At 70.1% G+C, this 18,791-nt stretch carries 19 protein-coding genes and 1 pseudogene; 8 read left to right on the forward strand and 12 right to left on the reverse strand.

The features are described 5' to 3' along the window. The first annotated feature begins 14 nt into the window (after window positions 1–14). From AB0K12_RS27035 to AB0K12_RS27050, 4 genes are all read left to right on the forward strand, one after another. Complete coding sequence (locus tag AB0K12_RS27035; protein WP_364566767.1) at window positions 15–842, forward strand: helix-turn-helix transcriptional regulator; 828 nt, start codon at window positions 15–17, stop codon at window positions 840–842. 105 nt (window positions 843–947) lie between these two features. Then, complete coding sequence (locus tag AB0K12_RS27040; RefSeq protein ID WP_364566770.1) at window positions 948–2,009, forward strand: CapA family protein; 1,062 nt, start codon at window positions 948–950, stop codon at window positions 2,007–2,009. Window positions 2,010–2,065: 56 nt separating this feature from the next. After that, window positions 2,066–2,905 (forward strand): SDR family NAD(P)-dependent oxidoreductase, encoded by an 840-nt coding sequence (locus tag AB0K12_RS27045; RefSeq protein ID WP_364566773.1) that lies wholly within the window; start codon window positions 2,066–2,068, stop codon window positions 2,903–2,905. A gap of 125 nt (window positions 2,906–3,030) precedes the next feature. Continuing rightward, window positions 3,031–3,609, forward strand: coding sequence for a TetR/AcrR family transcriptional regulator (locus AB0K12_RS27050; RefSeq protein WP_355415448.1), 579 nt, complete (start codon window positions 3,031–3,033; stop codon window positions 3,607–3,609). Here the strand turns inward: AB0K12_RS27050 and AB0K12_RS27055 are convergent. Then, entirely contained in the window at window positions 3,603–3,914 is a 312-nt protein-coding gene (locus AB0K12_RS27055; protein ID WP_364383850.1) for a hypothetical protein, read from the reverse strand. The two genes, AB0K12_RS27050 and AB0K12_RS27055, sit on opposite strands and share 7 nt — an antisense overlap. A gap of 172 nt (window positions 3,915–4,086) precedes the next feature. On the opposite strand from AB0K12_RS27055, the gene AB0K12_RS27060 reads away from it, so the two are divergent. After that, window positions 4,087–4,617, forward strand: a complete 531-nt coding sequence (locus AB0K12_RS27060; RefSeq protein ID WP_355415452.1) for a tetratricopeptide repeat protein — start codon at window positions 4,087–4,089, stop codon at window positions 4,615–4,617. 381 nt (window positions 4,618–4,998) lie between these two features. On the opposite strand, the gene AB0K12_RS27065 is transcribed toward AB0K12_RS27060, so the two are convergent. The 7 genes and pseudogenes from AB0K12_RS27065 to AB0K12_RS27095 all read right to left on the reverse strand — a co-directional run bounded on the left by AB0K12_RS27065 (window position 4,999) and on the right by AB0K12_RS27095 (window position 13,333). Next, window positions 4,999–5,700 (reverse strand): hypothetical protein, encoded by a 702-nt coding sequence (locus AB0K12_RS27065; protein WP_364566778.1) that lies wholly within the window; start codon window positions 5,698–5,700, stop codon window positions 4,999–5,001. A gap of 302 nt (window positions 5,701–6,002) precedes the next feature. Next, a complete protein-coding gene (clpB, locus tag AB0K12_RS27070) occupies window positions 6,003–8,576 on the reverse strand; it encodes an ATP-dependent chaperone ClpB (protein ID WP_364566781.1) in 2,574 nt (857 codons plus the stop codon). 74 nt (window positions 8,577–8,650) lie between these two features. Next, a pseudogene (locus AB0K12_RS27075) lies at window positions 8,651–8,932 on the reverse strand (helix-turn-helix transcriptional regulator); the annotation flags it as partial. Between the two features lie 4 nt (window positions 8,933–8,936). Continuing rightward, window positions 8,937–10,121: a molecular chaperone DnaJ gene (dnaJ, locus tag AB0K12_RS27080; RefSeq protein ID WP_364566784.1), complete on the reverse strand. Its 1,185-nt coding sequence runs from the start codon at window positions 10,119–10,121 to the stop codon at window positions 8,937–8,939. Between the two features lie 22 nt (window positions 10,122–10,143). Further along, window positions 10,144–10,743, reverse strand: coding sequence for a nucleotide exchange factor GrpE (gene grpE, locus AB0K12_RS27085; protein ID WP_364566788.1), 600 nt, complete (start codon window positions 10,741–10,743; stop codon window positions 10,144–10,146). Further along, window positions 10,743–12,617 carry a molecular chaperone DnaK gene (dnaK, locus tag AB0K12_RS27090; protein WP_364566792.1) on the reverse strand — a complete coding sequence of 625 codons (1,875 nt, stop codon included), beginning with the start codon at window positions 12,615–12,617 and terminating at the stop codon, window positions 10,743–10,745. The genes grpE and dnaK overlap by 1 nt, the downstream gene beginning before the upstream one ends. Window positions 12,618–12,880: 263 nt before the next feature. Beyond that, on the reverse strand, window positions 12,881–13,333 hold the full coding sequence (locus AB0K12_RS27095) for a hypothetical protein (protein ID WP_364566796.1): 453 nt from the start codon (window positions 13,331–13,333) through the stop codon (window positions 12,881–12,883). Window positions 13,334–13,409: 76 nt separating this feature from the next. Between AB0K12_RS27095 and AB0K12_RS27100 the strand changes: the two genes are divergently transcribed. Both AB0K12_RS27100 and proC read left to right on the forward strand, forming a co-directional pair. Then, window positions 13,410–14,291 (forward strand): proline dehydrogenase family protein, encoded by an 882-nt coding sequence (locus AB0K12_RS27100; protein WP_364566799.1) that lies wholly within the window; start codon window positions 13,410–13,412, stop codon window positions 14,289–14,291. A gap of 55 nt (window positions 14,292–14,346) precedes the next feature. Beyond that, window positions 14,347–15,141 (forward strand): pyrroline-5-carboxylate reductase, encoded by a 795-nt coding sequence (proC, locus tag AB0K12_RS27105; protein WP_364566802.1) that lies wholly within the window; start codon window positions 14,347–14,349, stop codon window positions 15,139–15,141. An 11-nt stretch (window positions 15,142–15,152) separates the two neighbouring features. Here the strand turns inward: proC and AB0K12_RS27110 are convergent, their stop codons facing one another. Further along, on the reverse strand, window positions 15,153–15,965 hold the full coding sequence (locus tag AB0K12_RS27110) for an SDR family oxidoreductase (RefSeq protein ID WP_364566805.1): 813 nt from the start codon (window positions 15,963–15,965) through the stop codon (window positions 15,153–15,155). A 79-nt stretch (window positions 15,966–16,044) separates the two neighbouring features. Between AB0K12_RS27110 and AB0K12_RS27115 the strand changes: the two genes are divergently transcribed. Continuing rightward, window positions 16,045–16,461: a MarR family winged helix-turn-helix transcriptional regulator gene (locus AB0K12_RS27115; RefSeq protein ID WP_364566807.1), complete on the forward strand. Its 417-nt coding sequence runs from the start codon at window positions 16,045–16,047 to the stop codon at window positions 16,459–16,461. Window positions 16,462–16,546: 85 nt separating this feature from the next. Here AB0K12_RS27115 and AB0K12_RS27120 read toward each other — a convergent pair whose 3' ends face one another. The 3 genes from AB0K12_RS27120 to AB0K12_RS27130 form a co-directional block, all read right to left on the reverse strand. After that, window positions 16,547–16,891: a hypothetical protein gene (locus AB0K12_RS27120; protein WP_364566810.1), complete on the reverse strand. Its 345-nt coding sequence runs from the start codon at window positions 16,889–16,891 to the stop codon at window positions 16,547–16,549. A 241-nt stretch (window positions 16,892–17,132) separates the two neighbouring features. After that, window positions 17,133–17,873, reverse strand: coding sequence for an ABC transporter permease subunit (locus AB0K12_RS27125; protein WP_364566812.1), 741 nt, complete (start codon window positions 17,871–17,873; stop codon window positions 17,133–17,135). Then, window positions 17,870–18,760, reverse strand: coding sequence for an ABC transporter ATP-binding protein (locus AB0K12_RS27130; protein WP_364566814.1), 891 nt, complete (start codon window positions 18,758–18,760; stop codon window positions 17,870–17,872). Before AB0K12_RS27130 ends, AB0K12_RS27125 begins: the two co-directional genes overlap by 4 nt. Between the last annotated feature and the right edge of the window lie 31 nt (window positions 18,761–18,791).

Raw genomic sequence — 18,791 nt, forward strand, 5'->3', positions numbered from 1 at the left:
CGCATAGTGGATGTATGCAGGTGGTTGAGGCAAGACGTACGGATCTGTCGGCGTTTCTGCGCTCCCGGCGTGCGCGCATCACGCCCGAGATGGTCGATCTCCCGCCGGGACCCCGCAGGCGCACCCCCGGGCTGCGACGAGAAGAGGTCGCCCAGCTCGCCGGGGTCGGCGTCACCTGGTACACGTGGCTTGAGCAGGGGCGGCCCATCAACGCCAGTTCGCAGGTGCTCGACGCCATCGCCCGCACGCTGCGCATGGACAGCGCCGAGCGGCAGCACCTCTACCGGCTGGCCGGCCACGTGGCCGATCCGGTGCCGGTCGCGTCCGGGCAGGTGACGCCCGAGATGCAGATCATCCTCGACCGGCTCGGCGAGCTGCCCGCCGTCATCTCCAACGGCCGGTGCGACGCGCTGGCCTGGAACGAAGCGTTCGCGCGGCTCTTCCCCGAGCTGGTCGCCGCACCCGAGGGGGAGCGCAACCACCTCTGGCAGCTCTGCGTCGGGCCGCAGCCCTCGATGCTGGTGGTCGACCGCGACCAGGAGGTGGCGCGGCTGGTGGCCGTCTTCCGCGGCGCCTACAGCCGGCACTCCGACGACCCGTGCTGGCAGGACTTCCTGCGCCGGCTCAGCGCGGAGAGCGCCGAGTTCGCGCGGCTGTGGGCGCGGCAGGACGTGGCGGAGCCGGGGTCGCGGGTGAAGGCGTACAAGCACCCGGAGTACGGGCTGCTGCGCTTCAGCGCGACCGGTTTCACCGCGATGCCGGAGATCCGGATGGTCGTCTCCACGCCGATGGACGACCCGACTCGTACGGCAATGTCCAAGCTCATGGGGTCTGCCCGGTAAACCGCCCTACATGGCATGCTCGATTGCTGAAAGTCAGGTTTCGAGCGGAAGTGGCGGCATATGAGACTCCCCCATGCCCTCCCGGTTCTCGCTGCCCTCGTATCGGTGGCCGCGTGTTCCGCCCTCCCCGGGCAGGAGCCGGAGCGGCAGCCGCAGCGCAAGGAAGTCCAGCGGCAGGCCGCGGAGGAGCCGACGAACGAGCCCACCAAGAAGCCGAAGCCGAAGCGCCGGCCGTTCACCATCGCGTTCGGCGGCGACGTGCACTTCGAGGGGATCCTGCGCCCGCGCCTCGCCGACCCGCGCACCGCGCTCGGCCCGATCGCGAGCGTGCTGCGCAAGGCCGACCTCGCGATGGTGAACCTGGAGACCGCCATCACCACCGGCGGGACCCCGGCGCCCGGCAAGCAGTACACGTTCAGGGCGCCGTCCAGCGCGCTCACCGCGCTCAAGGCGGCCGGGGTGGACGTCGCGTCCATGGCCAACAACCACGGCATGGACTACATGGAGAGCGGGCTCGCCGACTCCCTCAAGGCGGCCAAGCGCGCCAAGTTCCCCGTGGTGGGGATCGGGACGGACGCGGCGCAGGCGTACCGGCCGTATCGCGAAACGGTGAACGGCAACCGCGTCGCGATCATCGGCGCCACGCAGGTGATGGACGCGGAGTTCATCCAGGCGTGGACGGCCACGTCCGGCAAGGGCGGCCTGGCCTCGGCCAAGAACGAGACCGCGCTGCTCAAGGCCGTCCGGCAGGCGCGCAAGAACTCCGACACCGTCATCGTCCACCTGCACTGGGGCACCGAGCTGCAGAAGTGCCCGAACGAGGCACAGCGCTCGCTCGCGCCGAAGCTGGTCAAGGCGGGCGCCGACGTGGTGGTCGGCGGGCACGCGCACATCCTGCTCGGCTCGGGCTACCTGGACGACGCCTACGTCAGCTACGGCATGGGCAACTTCGTCTTCTACAACTCCAACCCGGCCACCACCGGCAGGACCGGGGTGCTCACGCTGACCGTCAACGGCCGGCGGATCATCAAGGACACCTGGACGCCGGCCACCATCCAGGGGGGAGTGCCGGTGCCGATGACGGGCTCGGCCAGGACCCGCGCGGTGGCCGACTGGAAGGCGCTGCGCTCCTGCACGGGCCTGACCGCCCGGCCGGACGAGGAGTAGCCTGCCGCCGCCCGGCGATCTATTGTTCTGGACAGATCGTCCAATAGGAGGCCGGGATGGGTCGGGTGCGGTCAGGTTTCGGTGGGCGGCTGGTCGTGGTGACCGGCGCGGGTTCGGGGATCGGGCGGGCGACCGCGCGGGCGTTCGCGGCGCACGGGGGACGGGTCATCTGCGCGGATATCGACATCGACGCGGCGAAGCAGACGGCCGACGCTATTGCGAAGGATATTCACGGTACGGCTTACGCCATGCGGGTGGACGTGGCGAATAGCGATCAGATGGAAGACTTCGCGCGAAATATCATCGCCCAATATGGAGTGCCGGACATTGTGGTGAACAATGCCGGGATCGCGGTCGCCGGGCCGTTCCTCGATCACACCGTGGCCGACTGGCGCAGGACCCTCGACGTCAATCTGTGGGGCGTCGTGCACGGCTGCCGCCTCTTCGGGGCCGCCATGGCCGAGCGCGGCACGGGCGGGCACATCGTGAACGTGGCGTCGCTTGCGGCGTTCGTGCCGACGCGGCTGCTGCCTGCGTACACGGTGTCCAAGGCGGCGGTGAAGGCGCTCAGCGACTGTCTCAGGGCCGAGCTGGCCGGCCGGGGGATCGGGGTCAGCGTCGTCTGTCCCGGGTTCGTCTCGACGGGGATCGCGGGGCGCGCGACGTACACCGATGAGGGGTTGCGCGGGGCGGCCGTACGGGCGCTGACGCGGCGGGGGTACCCGCCGGAGCGGGTGGCGGCGTACATATTGCGGGCCGTCCATCGAAATCAAGCAGTCGTTCCCGTGAACATGGAGGGAAAAATCGGGTATGCCCTCTCGCGGATTTCGCCTCGCGCCCTGCGCGGGTTCGCCCGCTTGAGCGCTCCTTCGAGGATTCCGGAATTCGGCAGGTAACGATCGCCCCAACGGGAGAAGATGAATCCGTGTCTTCGCCGCAGCAAATGGACGACGCGTGCGTCCAGCCGAAAGCTCTCAGGCGGCAGCCTTCGCAGCGCCGCAGTGCCCGACGTGTCGAGCGGATGCTCGACGCGTGTGCCGAACTGCTCGACGAGCTCGGCTACGAAACCCTGTCGACCACCCGCATCGCCGAACGCGCCGGGGTGGCGATCGGATCGGTCTACCAGTTCTTCCCCGACAAGCGCGCCATCACCCAGGAGCTCACCCGGCGCAACGTCGAGGAGTTCGTCCGCCGAGTCGATCGCAGGTTCCTCGAAGAGGACTACCGCGGCTGGTGGGAGGCGGTCGACGCGATCATCGACATCTACGTCGACATGCACAGGACCGTCGCCGGCTTCAAGAGCCTCCACTTCGGCGACGCCGTCGATCTCAACCTGCTCGACTCCGACTCCGACAACAACGCGGTGATCGCCGGGCGGTTGCGCGGGTTGTTCCTCAAGGAGTTCGGGCTGGCCGACAGCCCATCGCTCGACCTGGCCGTGCTCGTCGCGGTCGAGGCCGGCGACGCGGTGCTGAAGCTCGCCTTCCGCCGCGACCCCCAGGGCTCACCCGAGATCATCGACGCCGCCAAACACCTCATCAGAGGGTTCCTGTCCCGGCAGCTGAGATCCTGGTCGCCCCCGGTGGCGGCCGGTCAATAGCGGATCATCCCCGGGCGGGCGGGCAGGTCGGGCAGCCGTCGCTCGGCCTCCTCCTGCTCGGCCAGCGCCGTCGCGGGCACGTCCTGGAGTCGGGGCGGGGCCGGCGTGCTCTCGCACGCGCCCGGCAGGGCGGCAGGGCGGGCCTCTCTGGCCTCGCGGATCTGCAGCCGGGTCTCCAGGGCCCGCAGGTTGCGTTCGGCCGCCTCGATGGACTCCAGACGGGCCGACAGATAGCCGGCCACACCTGGCCCGAGGGCCGACAACACCACGGCACAGGCCAGCGTGAAGGTCATCTGCTTGGACATGCCCATCACAGTCCCTCCGCTCGCGTGGCGGCTGAGTGCCTCGTATATGCCCTGTGACCTGGGCAGATACGCATTGCGTGCACGGGATTGGACGAGACGTTACCGAATTTGCACGTGACCGGCGATGCGGATTGACCGGGCAAACAGCCGGGTGGCTCGGTAGTCTCGCGGTGTGGCGCATGTGACCCGTGAGCACCTTGATCGTCTGCTCGAGCAGGCCCTGCTGGCCGACGACCACGATTCGCTGGCCAGTCGGCTGTACGACGTCGCGCTCGACTATTCGTCCGGCGACGTCTCCAGGGCATCCATCCTGGTCCTCGCCGCCGAGGAATGGCGAGCGGCCGGACAGCCCGCCCGTGCGATGGAGTGTTTCCAGCGCGCGGTCGAGGACGGCGGAGACGCGGGCTTCGACGCGCGTGCCGGCATCGCCGACACGCTCTTCGAGCTCGACCGGCCGGACGAGGCCAGGGAGGTCATCGAGACGATACGCGCGGAAGGCAACGTCTCCACGGCGACCGCTCACACGATCGCCGAGACGCTCGTGGCCTATGGCGACCTGCAAGGGGGGCTCGAATGGGCCACCCAGGCCGCCCTCGGCTGCGATGAGAACGACCCGGAGCAGGTGGCGGTGCTGCGCACCCGCTACCGCATCAGGGTCGATCTCGGGCTGCCGGAAGACGAGCTCGACGAGCTCGTCTCCTGACGACCGCGCGTCCAGAGGAGCCCGCCGCACCGGCAGGGCTCCCTGACCCGTGCCCGCAACCAGCCGACTGACGCGCTTCCGCGTCTTCGCACCTTCGCGTTTCTGCGTCTTCGCGCACCTTCGTGCTTCCGCGTCTTCGTGCTTCCGCGCTTCCGCGTAGGTCGCGTAGGTCGCGTGGCGTGCTGTGGCGTGTGCGGCTTGTGTGGTGGGTGAGGGGCGGCCGGAGGGCCGGGTGGTCCCGGTCCCTCCGGCCTGGAGGCCGGGCGCGGCAGGCACGACCCACGCCCGGACAAGTGGCCCGGCGCCCTCCGCGGCCCCCGCTTCGGCGCCGCCGCCACGGGCGACGCGGCTGAGGGCGCTCAGGGCGCTCAGGAGCGCCGGTCAGCCCAGGGGGAGAGGGAGGCCCTGGGTGAGGCCGGACAGGCTGCTGAAGCCGCTGATGATGGAGCCGCCGCCGGGCGCGAACTTCGTGCCCTGCAGGCTCTCGAACGCCTTTGGCAGCACCTCCCCGATGACCTGCGAGCCGACCTGGCGTACCGGCTCCTGGAGCTTCATCGGCGAGTCGAGGCCGGTGCCGGCGATGGTGCCCTGCGGGGGCGCGTTGCGCGCCTTCTTGTTCACGGGCGGCTTGCCCGCCAGCGGCACCTTGGGCAGCTCGGGCAGCGCCGGCACGCCGCGCATGGTGGTGACGTCCTTCATCGTGAGCGGCTCCGGCACCAGGGGAAGCAGCGCGGGCGAGCCCACCAGGGGCGGCATGCCCCACGTCGCCGCCACCCCGCCGAGGTCGCTCATGCCGAGCGCCTGCTTGCCGGTGGCCAGGCCGGTCCGGCCGAGCCGCCTGGCCGTGTCGCCGGCCGCCATGGCCAGCTTGGCGGTCTCCGACGCCACCACCCGGGTGGCGCCGATGCCGGGGTCGTCGAGCTGGATGCCCGTGTGGCCGCCGCATTGGGCCAGGGCGGGCGTCAGGAGCGCCCCTTCTGTGCGGGCGCACGTCCGGGCCGTCGCGGGACCCGCGCACAGCCAGCTGACGCCCACGGCGACCGCGGCCACCGCGATCGTGCTCCGGATCTTCTGGAATGACACCGCACGTCCCCCTCATCGATGTCGGTGCACTGACGAACGCACAACGTAGTCAGCGATCATGAGTGGGGGAGGCGGCTTGTCCGAAGAGTGGGGCGAACCTTACCGAACGCCGGGCCTGATGACCCTGGCATGACACGCCGAAGCCCGGAGATCTCGCGAGATCTCCGGGCTCAGAACCTCGGAAAGGCCGTCGTGCGCGGCGCCCAGCCGGCCTGCTCGGTCTACGGGAGGGGGTCCAAGCCGGCCCCGAGCGAGCCCCCGGGATCATCTGGGTGCGGCCCGCAGGGGTGCGCCGGCCGTGGTCAGGCGGCGCGCTGGATGAGGAGTTCGTCGTCGCCCAGCTCGACCTTGACCTCGTCGCCGTCCACGACCTCGCCCGACAGCACGGCCTTGGCGAGCTTGTCGCCGATGGCCGACTGCACCAGGCGGCGCAGCGGGCGGGCGCCGTAGAGCGGGTCGTAGCCGGTCAGGGCCAGCCACTCGCGGGCGGCGGGCGTGACCTCCAGCCGCAGCCGGCGGTCGGCCAGGCGCCGCGTCAGCCGCTCGACCTGCAGGTCGACGATCTGGGCCAGCTCCTCGGAGCCGAGCGCGTCGAACAGGATCACGTCGTCGAGCCGGTTGAGGAACTCCGGCTTGAACGAGCTGCGCACCGCCCCCATGACGGCCTCGCGCTTGGCGCCGTTCTCCAGGCTGGGATCGACCAGGAACTGCGAGCCGATGTTGGAGGTCAGGATGAGGATGGTGTTGCGGAAGTCGACAGTGCGGCCCTGACCGTCGGTCAGCCGCCCGTCGTCGAGCACCTGCAGCAGGATGTCGAACACCTCGGGGTGCGCCTTCTCGACCTCGTCGAGAAGCACCACGGTGTACGGGCGCCGCCTGACGGCCTCGGTGAGCTGGCCGCCCTCCTCGTAGCCGACGTAGCCGGGAGGCGCGCCGACGAGCCTGGCCACGCTGTGCTTCTCGGAGTATTCGCTCATGTCGATGCGGGTCATCGCCCGCTCGTCGTCGAACAGGAACTCCGCGAGCGCCTTGGCCAGCTCGGTCTTGCCCACGCCCGTGGGGCCGAGGAACAGGAACGAGCCGGTGGGCCTGTCGGGGTCGGCGATGCCGGCCCTGCTGCGGCGTACGGCGTCGGAGACCGCCTGGACGGCCGGCCGCTGCCCGATGAGCCGCCTGCCCAGCTCCTCCTCCATGCGCAGCAGCTTGGTCGTCTCGGCCTCGAGCAGCCGCCCGGCGGGGATGCCGGTCCACGACGAGATCACCTCGGCGATGTCGTCGGCTCCGACCTCCTCCTTGACCATGGCGTTCTCCGGGGGCGCGGCCTCGGAGGCGGCCTTGAGGGCCTGCTCCAGCCGGGGCACCTCGGCGTACATCAGCCGCGACGCCGCCTCGAAGTCGCCGTCGCGCTGGGCCCGCTCGGCCGCGCCGCGCGCCTCGTCGAGCTGCTTCTTCAGCTCACCGACCTTGTTGAGCCCGGCCTTCTCGTGCTCCCAGCGGCCGACGAGGGCGTTGAGCTCCTCCTGGCGGTCGGCCAGCTCTTGACGCAGGCGTTCGAGCCGCTGGACGGAGGCCTCGTCGGTCTCCTTCGACAGCGCCAGTTCCTCCATCTTCAGCCGGTCGACGCTGCGCTGGAGCTGGTCGATCTCCACGGGACGCGAGTCGATCTCCATGCGCAGCCGCGAGGCGGCCTCGTCGACGAGGTCGATGGCCTTGTCGGGCAGGAAGCGGTTGGTGATGTAGCGGTCGGACAGCGCGGCGGCGGCGACCAGCGCGCTGTCGGCGATCTGGACCTGGTGGTGCGCCTCGTAGCGGCCCTTGAGCCCGCGCAGGATCGCGATGGTGTCCTCGACCGTGGGCTCGCCGACGTAGACCTGCTGGAAGCGGCGCTCCAGCGCCGGGTCCTTCTCGATGCGCTCGCGGTATTCGTCGAGCGTGGTCGCGCCGATCATGCGTAGCTCGCCGCGGGCCAGCATGGGCTTGAGCATGTTGCCGGCGTCCATGGCGCCCTCGCCGGCCCCCGCGCCGACGACGGTGTGCAGCTCGTCGATGAACGTCACGATCTGCCCGTCGCTCTCCTTGATCTCGGAGAGCACGGCCTTGAGCCGCTCCTCGAACTCGCCGCGGTATTTCGCGCCGGCCACCATCGCGCCCAGGTCGAGCGAGATGAGCCGCTTGTTGCGCAGCGACTCGGGCACGTCGCCGGCCACGATGCGCTGGGCCAGGCCCTCGACGACGGCGGTCTTGCCGACGCCGGGCTCGCCGATGAGCACCGGGTTGTTCTTGGTGCGGCGGCTGAGCACCTGGACGACGCGGCGGATCTCGGTGTCGCGGCCGATGACCGGGTCGAGCTTGCCGCCGCGGGCCCGCTCGGTCAGGTCGACGCCGTACTTCTCCAGGGCCTGGAAGGTGTCCTCGGGCGTCTCGCTGGTGACGCGGGCGTGGCCGCGTACCTTCTCGAAGGCGTCGAGCAGCGCCTGCGGGGTCGCGCCCTGCGACTTCAGCAGGTCGGCGGTCTGGCCCCCGTCGGCCGCGAGGCCGACCAGCAGGTGCTCGGTCGAGACGTAGAGGTCTTCGAGCCGGTTGGCGTGCTGGGCGGCGGTGTTCATGACGGTCAGCAGCTGGCGCGAGCTCGACGGCGCCCCCACCGTCGCGCCCTGCGCCTTCGGCAGTGCGGCGAGCTGCTCCTCGGTGCGCGACCGCAGCGCCCGCCAGTCGGCCCCCACGGCCTCCAGCAGCGGCACGGCCGTGCCTCCGGTCTGCGAGAGCAGCGTGCTGAGCAGGTGAGCGGGAGCGATCTCGGGGTTGCCCTCCGCGGCGGCACGCCGCATGGCACCCGAGAGCGCTTCCTGGCTCTTCTGGGTGAGCTTGTAGTCCATGGTTCTTACGCCCCCGGTGGCAGCTGGTAGCGGATCAGCGCCTTGACCATCCGCATCTCCGCGCGCAGGCGGTGCACTTCCTCGCGCAGCCGGAGAGCTTCGTTCTCGAGCTCGAGTATCCGCTTGATGCCCGCGAGGTTGATGCCCTCCTCCTGGGAGAGCCGCTGCACCTCGCGGAGCTGGATGATGTCTCTTGTGGAGTAGAGGCGGCCGCGCCCCGCCGTACGGCCGGGGCTGACCAGGCCGAGCCGGTCATATTGCCGCAGGGTCTGCGGGTGCAGCCCCGACAGCTGCGCGGCCACCGAGATCACGTAGACAGGGGTGTCGTCAGACAGGTCGAAATAGTTGGCGTCCATCCGCTCACTCGCTTCTGGCTCGCTGAATCAGCTCGGCGCGCGGGTCCTCACCCGCGGTCGCGGTGTTGAACTCGGTGAGGAGCTCGCGCGATTTGTCGTCGAGCGTCTTCGGCACGAGCACCTCGACGGTGGCGAGCAGGTCGCCTTTGGTGCCGTCTTTCCTCGTGACACCCCTGCCACGGACGCGGAACGTGCGGCCGTTGGGGGTGCCTGGGGGGATGCGGAGGGTGACCGGCATGCCCCTGAGGATCGGCACCTTGATCTCGGCGCCCAGGGCGGCCTCCGTGAACGTCACCGGCACGGTGATCGTCAGGTTGTCGCCCGTCCTGCCGAAGACGGCGTGCGGCTTGACGTGGGTCTGGATGTAGAGGTCGCCCGCCGGCCCGCCGTTCTCGCCCGGCGCGCCCTTGCCCTTGAGCTTGACCCGCTGGCCGTCGGCCACGCCGGCGGGGATGCGCGCCTGGATGGTGCGGGTGCTCTTGGCCCGGCCGCTGCCCTCGCACACGGGGCAGGGGTCGTCGACCAGCAGCCCGCGGCCCTTGCAGTCGCGGCACGGCTCGGAGAAGGCGAAGCTGCCCAGGTTGCGGCTGGCCGCGCCGGTGCCTTCGCAGGTGGGACAGACCCTGGGGGTCGTGCCCGCCTTGGCGCCGGTGCCGCTGCACGCGGTGCAGGCGGCGGAGCTGGTCAACCGCAGTGAGACGGTGGTGCCCTCGACGGCTTCGGTGAACGTCAGCGTCACCTCGGACTCGATGTCCTGGCCACGCCGCGCCCTGGTGGTGCCGCCGGTGGTGCGGCCTCCGGCGCCACCCCGGTTGAACAGCCCGCCGAACAGGTCGCCGAGCCGTTCGCCCGCGCTCCCGCCGGGACCCTGCTGGCTGGTGCCGCCGAACAGGTCACCGAAGTCGAACGGGAAACCGCCACCGCCGCCGGGACGCTGGGCCCCCACCCCGGACCCGAACAGCGTGCGCGCCTCGTCGTACTCCTTGCGGCGCTTGGCGTCGGACAGGACGTCGTAAGCCTCGGAGACCTCCTTGAACTTGGTCTCTTTGGTCGAGTCGCCCTGGTTGGTGTCGGGGTGGTATTGCCTGGCCAGCTTCCGGTACGCCTTTTTGATCTCTTCGGCGGTGGCGGTCTTGGGCACACCAAGGACGGCGTAGTAGTCCTTCTCCAGGTAGTCCTTGGTGCTCATCTACGGCCCTTCGTCCTTGTGGTCAGTTTTCTTCGTCGTCATCGGACGCCGCGGGAGCGTCCTCCGGCTCGGCGACGGCCACCCGCGCGGGGCGCAGCACCCGGTCACCCATCCGGTATCCAGGCTGCAGCACCTCGACCGCGGTCGGCTCGGTCACGTCCGTCGAGTAGCTGTGCATCAGCGCCTCGTGGACGGTCGGGTCGAACGGGTCGCCCTTCTGGCCGAAGGCGCTGAGGCCCAGCTTGGTCAGCACGGACTCCAGCGACTCGGCGACCTTGGCGAAACCGCCGGTCAGCTCGCCGTGTTCGCGGGCCCTGCCGATGTCGTCGAGGACGGGCAGGAGCTCCGTGAGCGCCCCGGCGACCGCCTGCTCGCGGACCGCCACGCGGTCGCGCTCGACCCTGCGGCGGTAGTTGGTGTACTCCGCCTGGAGACGCTGCAGGTCGGCCGTCCGCTCGGCGAGCTGGGCCGCCAGCTCGCCGTCCTGCGGCTCCAGCACGTCGCCGGGCGCCTCTTGCGGCTGCTCGGCGGGCGGCTGGTCCTTGACCTGGCCCGTCTCAGGGTCGATCTTGCGGTTGTCGCGGATCACCGGCTCCTCGTGCCCGTTGTCACGCGGCGGCATCACTGGTCCTTCTTCGGCTGGTCGTCGTCCACGATCTCGGCTTCGACCACGTCGTCGTCGGCCTTCTGGCTGCCCTGACCGGCCGAGGCGTCCTGCGGGGCGCCCTCAGGGCCGGCCTGCTGGCCCTGGCTGGCGGCGTAGATGGCCGAGCCCATCTTCTGGCTCACGGTGGCGAGCTTTTCCGCCGAGGTGCGGATGACGTCGGTGTCGGTGCCCTCCAGAGCCTTCTTCAGCTCGGCGAGGGCGTCGTTGACCTCGGTCTTGATGTCGCCGGGGACCTTGTCGTCGTTCTCCCGGAGGAACTTCTCCGTCTGGTAGGCCAGACCGTCCGCGTTGTTGCGGACCTCGGCCTCCTCGCGGCGCTTCTTGTCCTCCTCGGCGTACGACTCGGCCTCGCGCATCATCCGCTCGATGTCGTCCTTCGGCAGCGCGGAGCCGCCGGTGATCGTCATCGTCTGCTCCTTGCCCGTGCCCAGGTCCTTGGCGGAGACGTTGACGATGCCGTTGGCGTCGATGTCGAAGGTGACCTCGATCTGCGGGATGCCGCGCGGCGCCGGCGCGATGCCGGTCAGCTCGAACGTGGCCAGCTTCTTGTTGTAGGAAGCGATCTCGCGCTCGCCCTGGTAGACCTGGATCTGCACCGACGGCTGGTTGTCCTCGGCCGTGGTGAAGACCTCGGAGCGCTTGGTCGGGATCGTCGTGTTGCGCTCGATGATCTTGGTGAAGATGCCGCCCTTGGTCTCGATGCCCAGCGACAGCGGGGTCACGTCGAGCAGCAGGACGTCCTTGACCTCACCCTTGAGCACGCCGGCCTGGAGCGCGGCGCCGATGGCCACGACCTCGTCGGGGTTGACGCCCTTGTTGGGCTCCTTGCCGCCGGTCAGCTCCTTGACCAGGTCGGAGACGGCGGGCATGCGGGTCGAGCCGCCGACCAGCACCACGTGGGCGATGTCGGAGACCTTGATGCCGGCGTCCTTGATGACCTGGTTGAACGGGCCCTTGGTGCGCTCGAGCAGGTCGGCCGTCAGCCGCTGGAACTCGGAGCGGGTCAGCTTCTCGTCGAGGTGCAGCGGGCCCTCGGAGGAAGCCGTGATGTAGGGCAGGTTGATGTTGGTCTCGGACTGGCTGGACAGCTCGATCTTGGCCTTCTCGGCCGCCTCACGCAGGCGCTGGAGCGCCATCTTGTCCTTGGCCAGGTCGACGCCATGGGCGTTCTGGAAGCGCTTGACGAGCTCGTCGACGATGCGCTGGTCCCAGTCGTCACCACCGAGGTGGTTGTCACCGGAGGTGGCCTTGACCTCGACGAAGCCGTGGCCGTCCTCCTGGCCGACGTCGAGCAGCGACACGTCGAAGGTGCCGCCACCGAGGTCGAAGACCAGGATCGTCTGGTCCTGCTCCTTGTCGAGCCCGTAGGCGAGGGCCGCGGCGGTCGGCTCGTTGATGATGCGGAGCACGTTGAGGCCCGCGATGGTGCCGGCCTCCTTGGTGGCCTGCCGCTGGGCGTCGTTGAAGTAGGCCGGGACGGTGATCACCGCGTCGGTGATCTTCTCGCCGAGGTAGGCCTCCGCGTCCTGCTTGAGCTTCTGCAGGACGAAGGCGCTGATCTGCTGCGGCGAGAACTTCTTGCCGTCGATCTCCTGGGACCAGTTGGTGCCCATCTCGCGCTTGACGGAACGGATCGTCCTGTCGACGTTGGTGACGGCCTGCCGCTTGGCGACCTCTCCGACGAGGACCTCGCCGTTCTTAGCGAAGGCGACCACGGACGGGGTGGTCCGCGAGCCCTGCGCGTTCGCGATGACGGTGGGCTCACCGCCCTCGAGGATCGAGACGACGGAGTTGGTCGTCCCAAGGTCGATACCTACCGCACGTGCCATGAGTACGTCCTTGTAGTCAAAGTTGAGTCGTTTGGACTCAACCTATGGATGGGTGTCGCCTTTGTCAAACGACTTGAGCCTACCTGACTCAACCCCCCTGAGCGCGGATGCATTCCCTCTGACGAGCACGAACAGCGGAGCAAGCGCACACCGGGGCCAACGAGACCGGGCCTGCCCGGGTTCCGGGTTCAGGGGCGACTCAGGGACATCTCAGGGACGAAAGAACGGGGCCCGGCGCGTGCCGGACCCCGTTCGAGGAGGATCTACTTCTTGGCGCCGTCGGCCAGCCTGCGCTCGCCGAGCGGCTTCTTGAGCTTGACCGTCGTGGTCTTCTCGACGGCCATCATGATGCAGGCCGTGTTCTTCGCCTTGGGGGCGGTGCCCTCGTACAGGGTGACGGTGACCTTCTTGGCGGTCTCCTTCACCTTGACCCGGTCGAGCACCGTGCACGGCTCCACCCCCGACCACCACGTGAGCTGAACCTTCCGGCCCTTGTCGACCGGCTTCGCCTTGGTCCAGCGGACCTTGCGCACGTTGATCGCGTCGCCCCGCGGCTTGACCACCTGGGGCTTCTTCGTGGGCGCCGTGGTCACCGGCTCCGACACGACCGGTGGCCTGCCAGGGGTCGTGGCGGCCACCCGCTGCTGCTCCGGCGACGGCGCGGCGGCGCAGCCCGTCGCGAGCGCGAGACATCCGGCCAGGAGAGTCGCTGTCATAGTCCGCATACCCCTAGGACGGATTCCGCTCCCCGGCGGTTCAAGCGGAGCGGTCCGAGTGATTAGTGTGGATCTCGTGCTCCGTCAGGCCATGCTCGCCCTCTCCAAGAGCCGGCGCGCCGAACGGCTCGTCACCACCTCGCCGCTGACCGCGGACGTGGTCGATCGCTATGTCGCGGACGACGTCGCCCGCGTGGTCGGCGCACTGACCCGCGAGGGCTTGCTGGTCAGCGTCGACCACCTCGGCGAGGAGGTCACCGACGAGGCCGCGGCGGGGCAGGCCGTCGCCCACTACCTCGCGCTGCTCGACCTGCTGCCCACGGGGGCCGACGTGTCGGTCAAGCTCACCGCGCTCGGGCTGCGGCTGTCGCAGCGGCTCGCGCTCGAACACGCCGCCGCCGTCTGCGCCGCCGCCGCGCAGCGGGACCTCACGGTGACGCTCGACGCCGAGGAGCACGACACGATCGCCGGGCTGCACGCCGTGCACGCCGCGCTGCGCCGCGAGCATCCCGACGTGGGCGTGGTGGTGCAGTCGTACCTGCCCGACTCGCTCGACCGGTGCGAGAAGCTCGGCGGCGCCCGCGTACGGCTGTGCAAGGGGGCCTACACCGCGCCCGGCGCCTACACCAGGCCGGCCGACATCGACCGCTCCTACGTACGGTGCCTGAAAGTCCTCATGTCCGGCACCGGCTACCCCATGGTCGCCACCCACGACCCCAGGCTGATCCGCATCGCCGCCACGCTCGCCGAGCTGGCCGGCCGTGACGCGACCGGCTTCGAACACCAGATGCTGTACGGCGTGCGCCCCGACGAGCAGCGCCGCCTGGCCGGGCTGGGCGCGCGGGTGCGCGTCTACGTGCCGTACGGCTCCGACTGGTACCCCTACCTCATGCGCCGCCTCGCCGAGCGGCCGAGGAATCTGACGTTCTTCCTGCGTTCGCTGCTGTCGCGGCGGTAGCCGATAGGCTGCGAGACCTGGATCTAGCGTCCGTTCCGTACGAGGGGCTCCGAAGATGATCGCGATTCTGGGCACGGGCAAGATGGGCGAGGCCCTGCTGTCCGGGTTGTTGCGCGCCGGGTTCAAGCCGGGCGACATCCTGGCGACCACGCGCAGGGAGGAGCGGGCCCAGGCGCTGCGCGAGACGTACGGCGTGCGCGTCGTGTCCAACTCCGAGGCCGCCAAGGCCGCCGACACGCTCATCCTCGCCGTCAAGCCCCAGGACATGGGCACCCTGCTGGCCGAGATCGCCTCCTACGTGCCGGCGCAGACGCTGGTGATCAGCGCCGCGGCGGGCATCACCACGTCGTTCGTGGAGCAGCGGCTGGGAGTCGAGGTGCCGGTGGTGCGGGTGATGTCCAACACGCCGATCAAGTTCGACGAGGCGATGAGCGTGATCTCGGCGGGGGCGCACGCCGGCGAAGAGCATCTCCAGCTCGCCGAGGGGCTGCTGCGGCCGGTCGGCAAGGTGCTGCGCATCCCCGAGTCGCAGCAGGACGCCGCGACGGCGCTGTCCGGCAGCGGGCCCGCCTACTTCTTCTACCTGGTCGAGGCCATGGTCGACGCGGGCATCCTGCTGGGCATGCCGCGCGCGGCGGCCCTTGACATGGTCACCCAGTCGATCGTGGGGGCGGCGGTGATGCTGCGCGACTCGGGCGAGCACCCGGTCATCCTGCGCGAGGCGGTCACCTCGCCGGGCGGCACGACCATCGCGGCCATCGCTGAGCTGGAGCGCCACAGCGTACGCGCGGCCTTCCTCGCCGCCATCGAGGCCGCCCGCGACCGGGGCCGCGAACTCGCCGCCGGCTGACCTCTGGGCGATCAGGTCACGTCGACGGTCTCGTGCAGGTGCTGGCGGCGGTTGAAGGCGCCGGCGATGCGGGCGACGGCCGTGCGGGGCAGCAGGCGGGCGGGCCAGGTCAGCATCCGGTTGACGGGGCGGCCCGGGTAGGAGACCGGGCGGCGCCTGGCGTAGTCGTCCAGCGTGCGGGCCGCGACGGTGGCCGGGGTGTCGGCCCGGGGGTCGATCGTGGCGGAGGTGCCGTCGAAGAAGCCGGTCGCGATCGCGCCGGGGTGCGCGGCCATGACGTGCACGCCGGTGCCGCGCAGCTCCTCGGCCAGCGCCTCGGTGAAGGAGAGCACGAACGCCTTGGTCGCGGCGTAGCTGGCCTGGTAGGGCATGGGCTGGAAGGCGGCGGTGGAGGACACGTTGATGACGCCGCCCGAGCCGCGCGCGACCATCTCGGCCCCGATCGCGTGGGTCAGCGCGAGCAGGCCGCCGACGTTGAGGCTGACCGACCGCAGCTGCGGCCCGAGCGGGCGGCCGAGGAACGGACCCGCGCTGCCGGCGCCGGCGTTGTTGAGCAGGAGGTCGACGGTCAGGCCGCGGTCGTGCAGCTCGCGCAGGATCCGGTCAGGGCCGTCGGGGGCGGCGAGGTCGCCGACGACCACCTCGGCGTCCTGCCCGCCGTGCCGCTCGTGGAGCTGCGCGGCGAGTTCGCGCAGGTCGCCTTCCGAGCGCGCCAGCAGGATCACCCGGGCACCCCGGCGGGCCAGCTCCATCGCGTACGCCCGCCCGAGCCCCTTGGACGCGCCGGTGACCAGCGCGGTGACGCCTCGATAGCCGTCGCTCATTTGCGCCTCCTTTGTTTCGAGTCTCGAAGTAAAGGTAGCACGATTACTTCGAGGCTCGAAGCGTCGTAGGATGGCGGTCATGTCCGTACACGAGCTCACGGCAGTGGTCACGGCGACCTACGAGATCTGGATGCGGACCAACGCGCTGATCATGGATGCGCTGGCCGGGCACCGGTTGACGCCCGCGACGTTCCAGGCGCTGTGGGCCATCGATCCGGCCGAGCCGCCGCCGTCGATGAAGGTGATGGCGGAGCGGCTGCACTGCAACGCTCCCAACCTGACGTTCATCACCAACCAGCTCACCGAGCGAGGGCTGGTCGAGCGCGCCGTCGATCCGTACGATCGGCGCTCGCGCGTCCTGGTCCTGACCGACCGGGGGCGTCGGATCCGCGAGGAGCTGCTGCGGACGACGCTGGAGAAGACTCCGCTGAAGGTGCTGACGGACGCCGAGTTGCGACAGCTCATGGGGCTGCTGAGCCGCGTCGTCGAGTCCTGAATGACCGGCCCTGAACGACCGGCCCTGCCTGACGCTGCCGCCCCGGCCGGACTCGGGGCGGCAGGTCACCGCAGGAACGGCGGTTCTACCACTTGCTGGAGCAGACCGAGATGCGCTTGGTCGAGAAGTTTCCGATCTTGAACGACTTGGTCTTCGGGGCGATCCGGCCGTTGGAGAGGCGCTCCAACTTGAAGGTGCCGGGCCGGCCGCGCCAGTAGCCCGTGCCGGTGGACTTGCGGGCGGAGGACGCGACGCCGGGGCCCTTGAGGATGATCGTCACGTCGCCCACCCTCGAGCAGTTCCAGGTCAGCTTCACCAGCGCGTACGGTGGGGTGGCCGAGGCCGAGGCAGGGGCGATGCCGACGGCCGCCATGGCGAGTCCCGTCGCGAGCGCGCCGGTGAGGACGGAACGCCGGAGAATGCGCAGCATAGTGATCCTTTCCCGTTGATCGCGGCCACCATAGCGGCATCGCAACGGGGGTGTCGTCCTGAAAACCGGCTCTGACCTTTTGGTTTTCACCGAAATACGGCTGCTTACCTGCTTCTGTTGCTCTACGTGAGGATCCGGCGCTCACCACCCGGAGCCCCAGGTTCGGCGTGCGCCGGTCGCGCCGCCGCGCAGGGCGGGCCGGATGGATGCGGTCGTCGCCCTGCGCGCCGAGTGAGACGTTCTAGGCGTCGCGCCGCCGCATCAGTACGGCCCCCGCCAGCACCGTCACGGCGATCCACCCGAGATAGACGCCGAACCCGCTCCACGCCCCCAGCGACTCGTTGGACTGCCCGAAGACCACCAGGGACCCGGCGTTGGTGGTGAAGTAGTCGGACACGGTCTGGCCCCAGGCCCCCGGCAGCATGTTCGTGAGCTGCGGCAGCACCAGCATCAGCGCGACGGCTGAGAGCAGCGCACCCGGCGTGTGCCGGACGAGCGTGCCGAGCCCCAGCCCGAACAGCCCGCACGCGGTCAGGTAGAGCGTGCTGCCGAAGCCCGCGCGTACGGCGTCGCCGATCTCGAGCCCGGCGGGCTGCATGATGGCCACGCCGACGGCGAGCGCGGCGGCCGAGGAGACCGCGCTGACCACGAGGGCCGTCGCGGTGAACACGACCAGCTTGCCGGTCAGCAGCTTGTACCGCTGAGGCACGGCCATCAGCGACGTCCTGATGCCTCCCGTGCGGTATTCGCTGGAGATCACCAGCACGCCCAGAGTGGCCAGGGCGAGCGTGGCGAAGAGCGCACCGGCGAGGCTCATGGAGAGCGCCTCCTCGGCCGGGATCGGCCCGCTGCCGCTGGCGGTGGCGGCGACGCCCAGCAGCGTGCTGAAGCCGGCCATGAGCAGAAAGGTGACGCCGAGCGTCCACATCGTGGAGCGCACCGAGCGGATCTTGGTCCACTCTGATCGCAGGATGTCGGTCATGACGAGTACTCCAGGCTGTCCTTGGTGAGCTCCATGTACGCGGCTTCGAGCGAGGGCTGCACGAACGTCAGCTCCTCCAGCGGCAGCCCCGCCCGCGCGGTGAGGGTGCCGATCTCGAGGGTGGTCATCGCGGTCACCCGCAGGTGGTCGGGGTGCAGCTCGCCCACCTTGACCAGCTCGGCGACCTCGGCCAGGCGGGGCGAGCGCACCCGTACGTAGCCCTGGGAGCTGCGCCCGATGAACTCCGGCACGCTGGTGTCGGCGATGAGCCGCCCCTTGCCGATCACGATGAGGTGGTCGGCGGTCTGCGCCATCTCGCTCATGAGGTGGCTGGAGACGAACACGGTCCGCCCCTCGGCGGCCAGTCGGCGCATGAAGGTGCGGATCCACAGGATGCCGTCGGGGTCGAGCCCGTTGACCGGCTCGTCGAACAGCAGGATCTCGGGGTCGCCGAGCAGCGCCGCGGCGATGCCCAGGCGTTGCGCCATGCCGAGGGAGAACCCGCCGACGCGCCGCTTCGTCACGCCGCTCAGCCCGACGATCTCCAGCACCTCGTCGATGCGGCTCGCCGGGATGCCGTTGCTCTGGGCGATGGCCAGCAGGTGGTTGCGCGCGCTGCGCCCGCCGTGCACGGCCTTGGCGTCCAGCAGCGCGCCGACCTTGCGGAGGGGGTGCTTCAGCTCCGCGTACGGCTTGCCGTCCACGAGCACGGAGCCGCCGGAGGGGTGGTCGAGCCCGAGGATCATGCGCATGGTGGTCGACTTGCCCGCCCCGTTGGGGCCGAGGAAGCCGGTCACTCTGCCGGGCTCGACGTCGAACGACAGGTCGTCGACGGCCACGGTGCCGCCGTAACGCTTGCTCAGGTTGGTTGCCCGAATCGCGGTCATGGACTCAAGCGTGCCGTCGCGCGCCCCCGAT

The organism is Nonomuraea sp. NPDC049419 (genome assembly GCF_040676995.1).
GTDB classification, from domain to species: domain Bacteria; phylum Actinomycetota; class Actinomycetes; order Streptosporangiales; family Streptosporangiaceae; genus Nonomuraea; species Nonomuraea salmonea.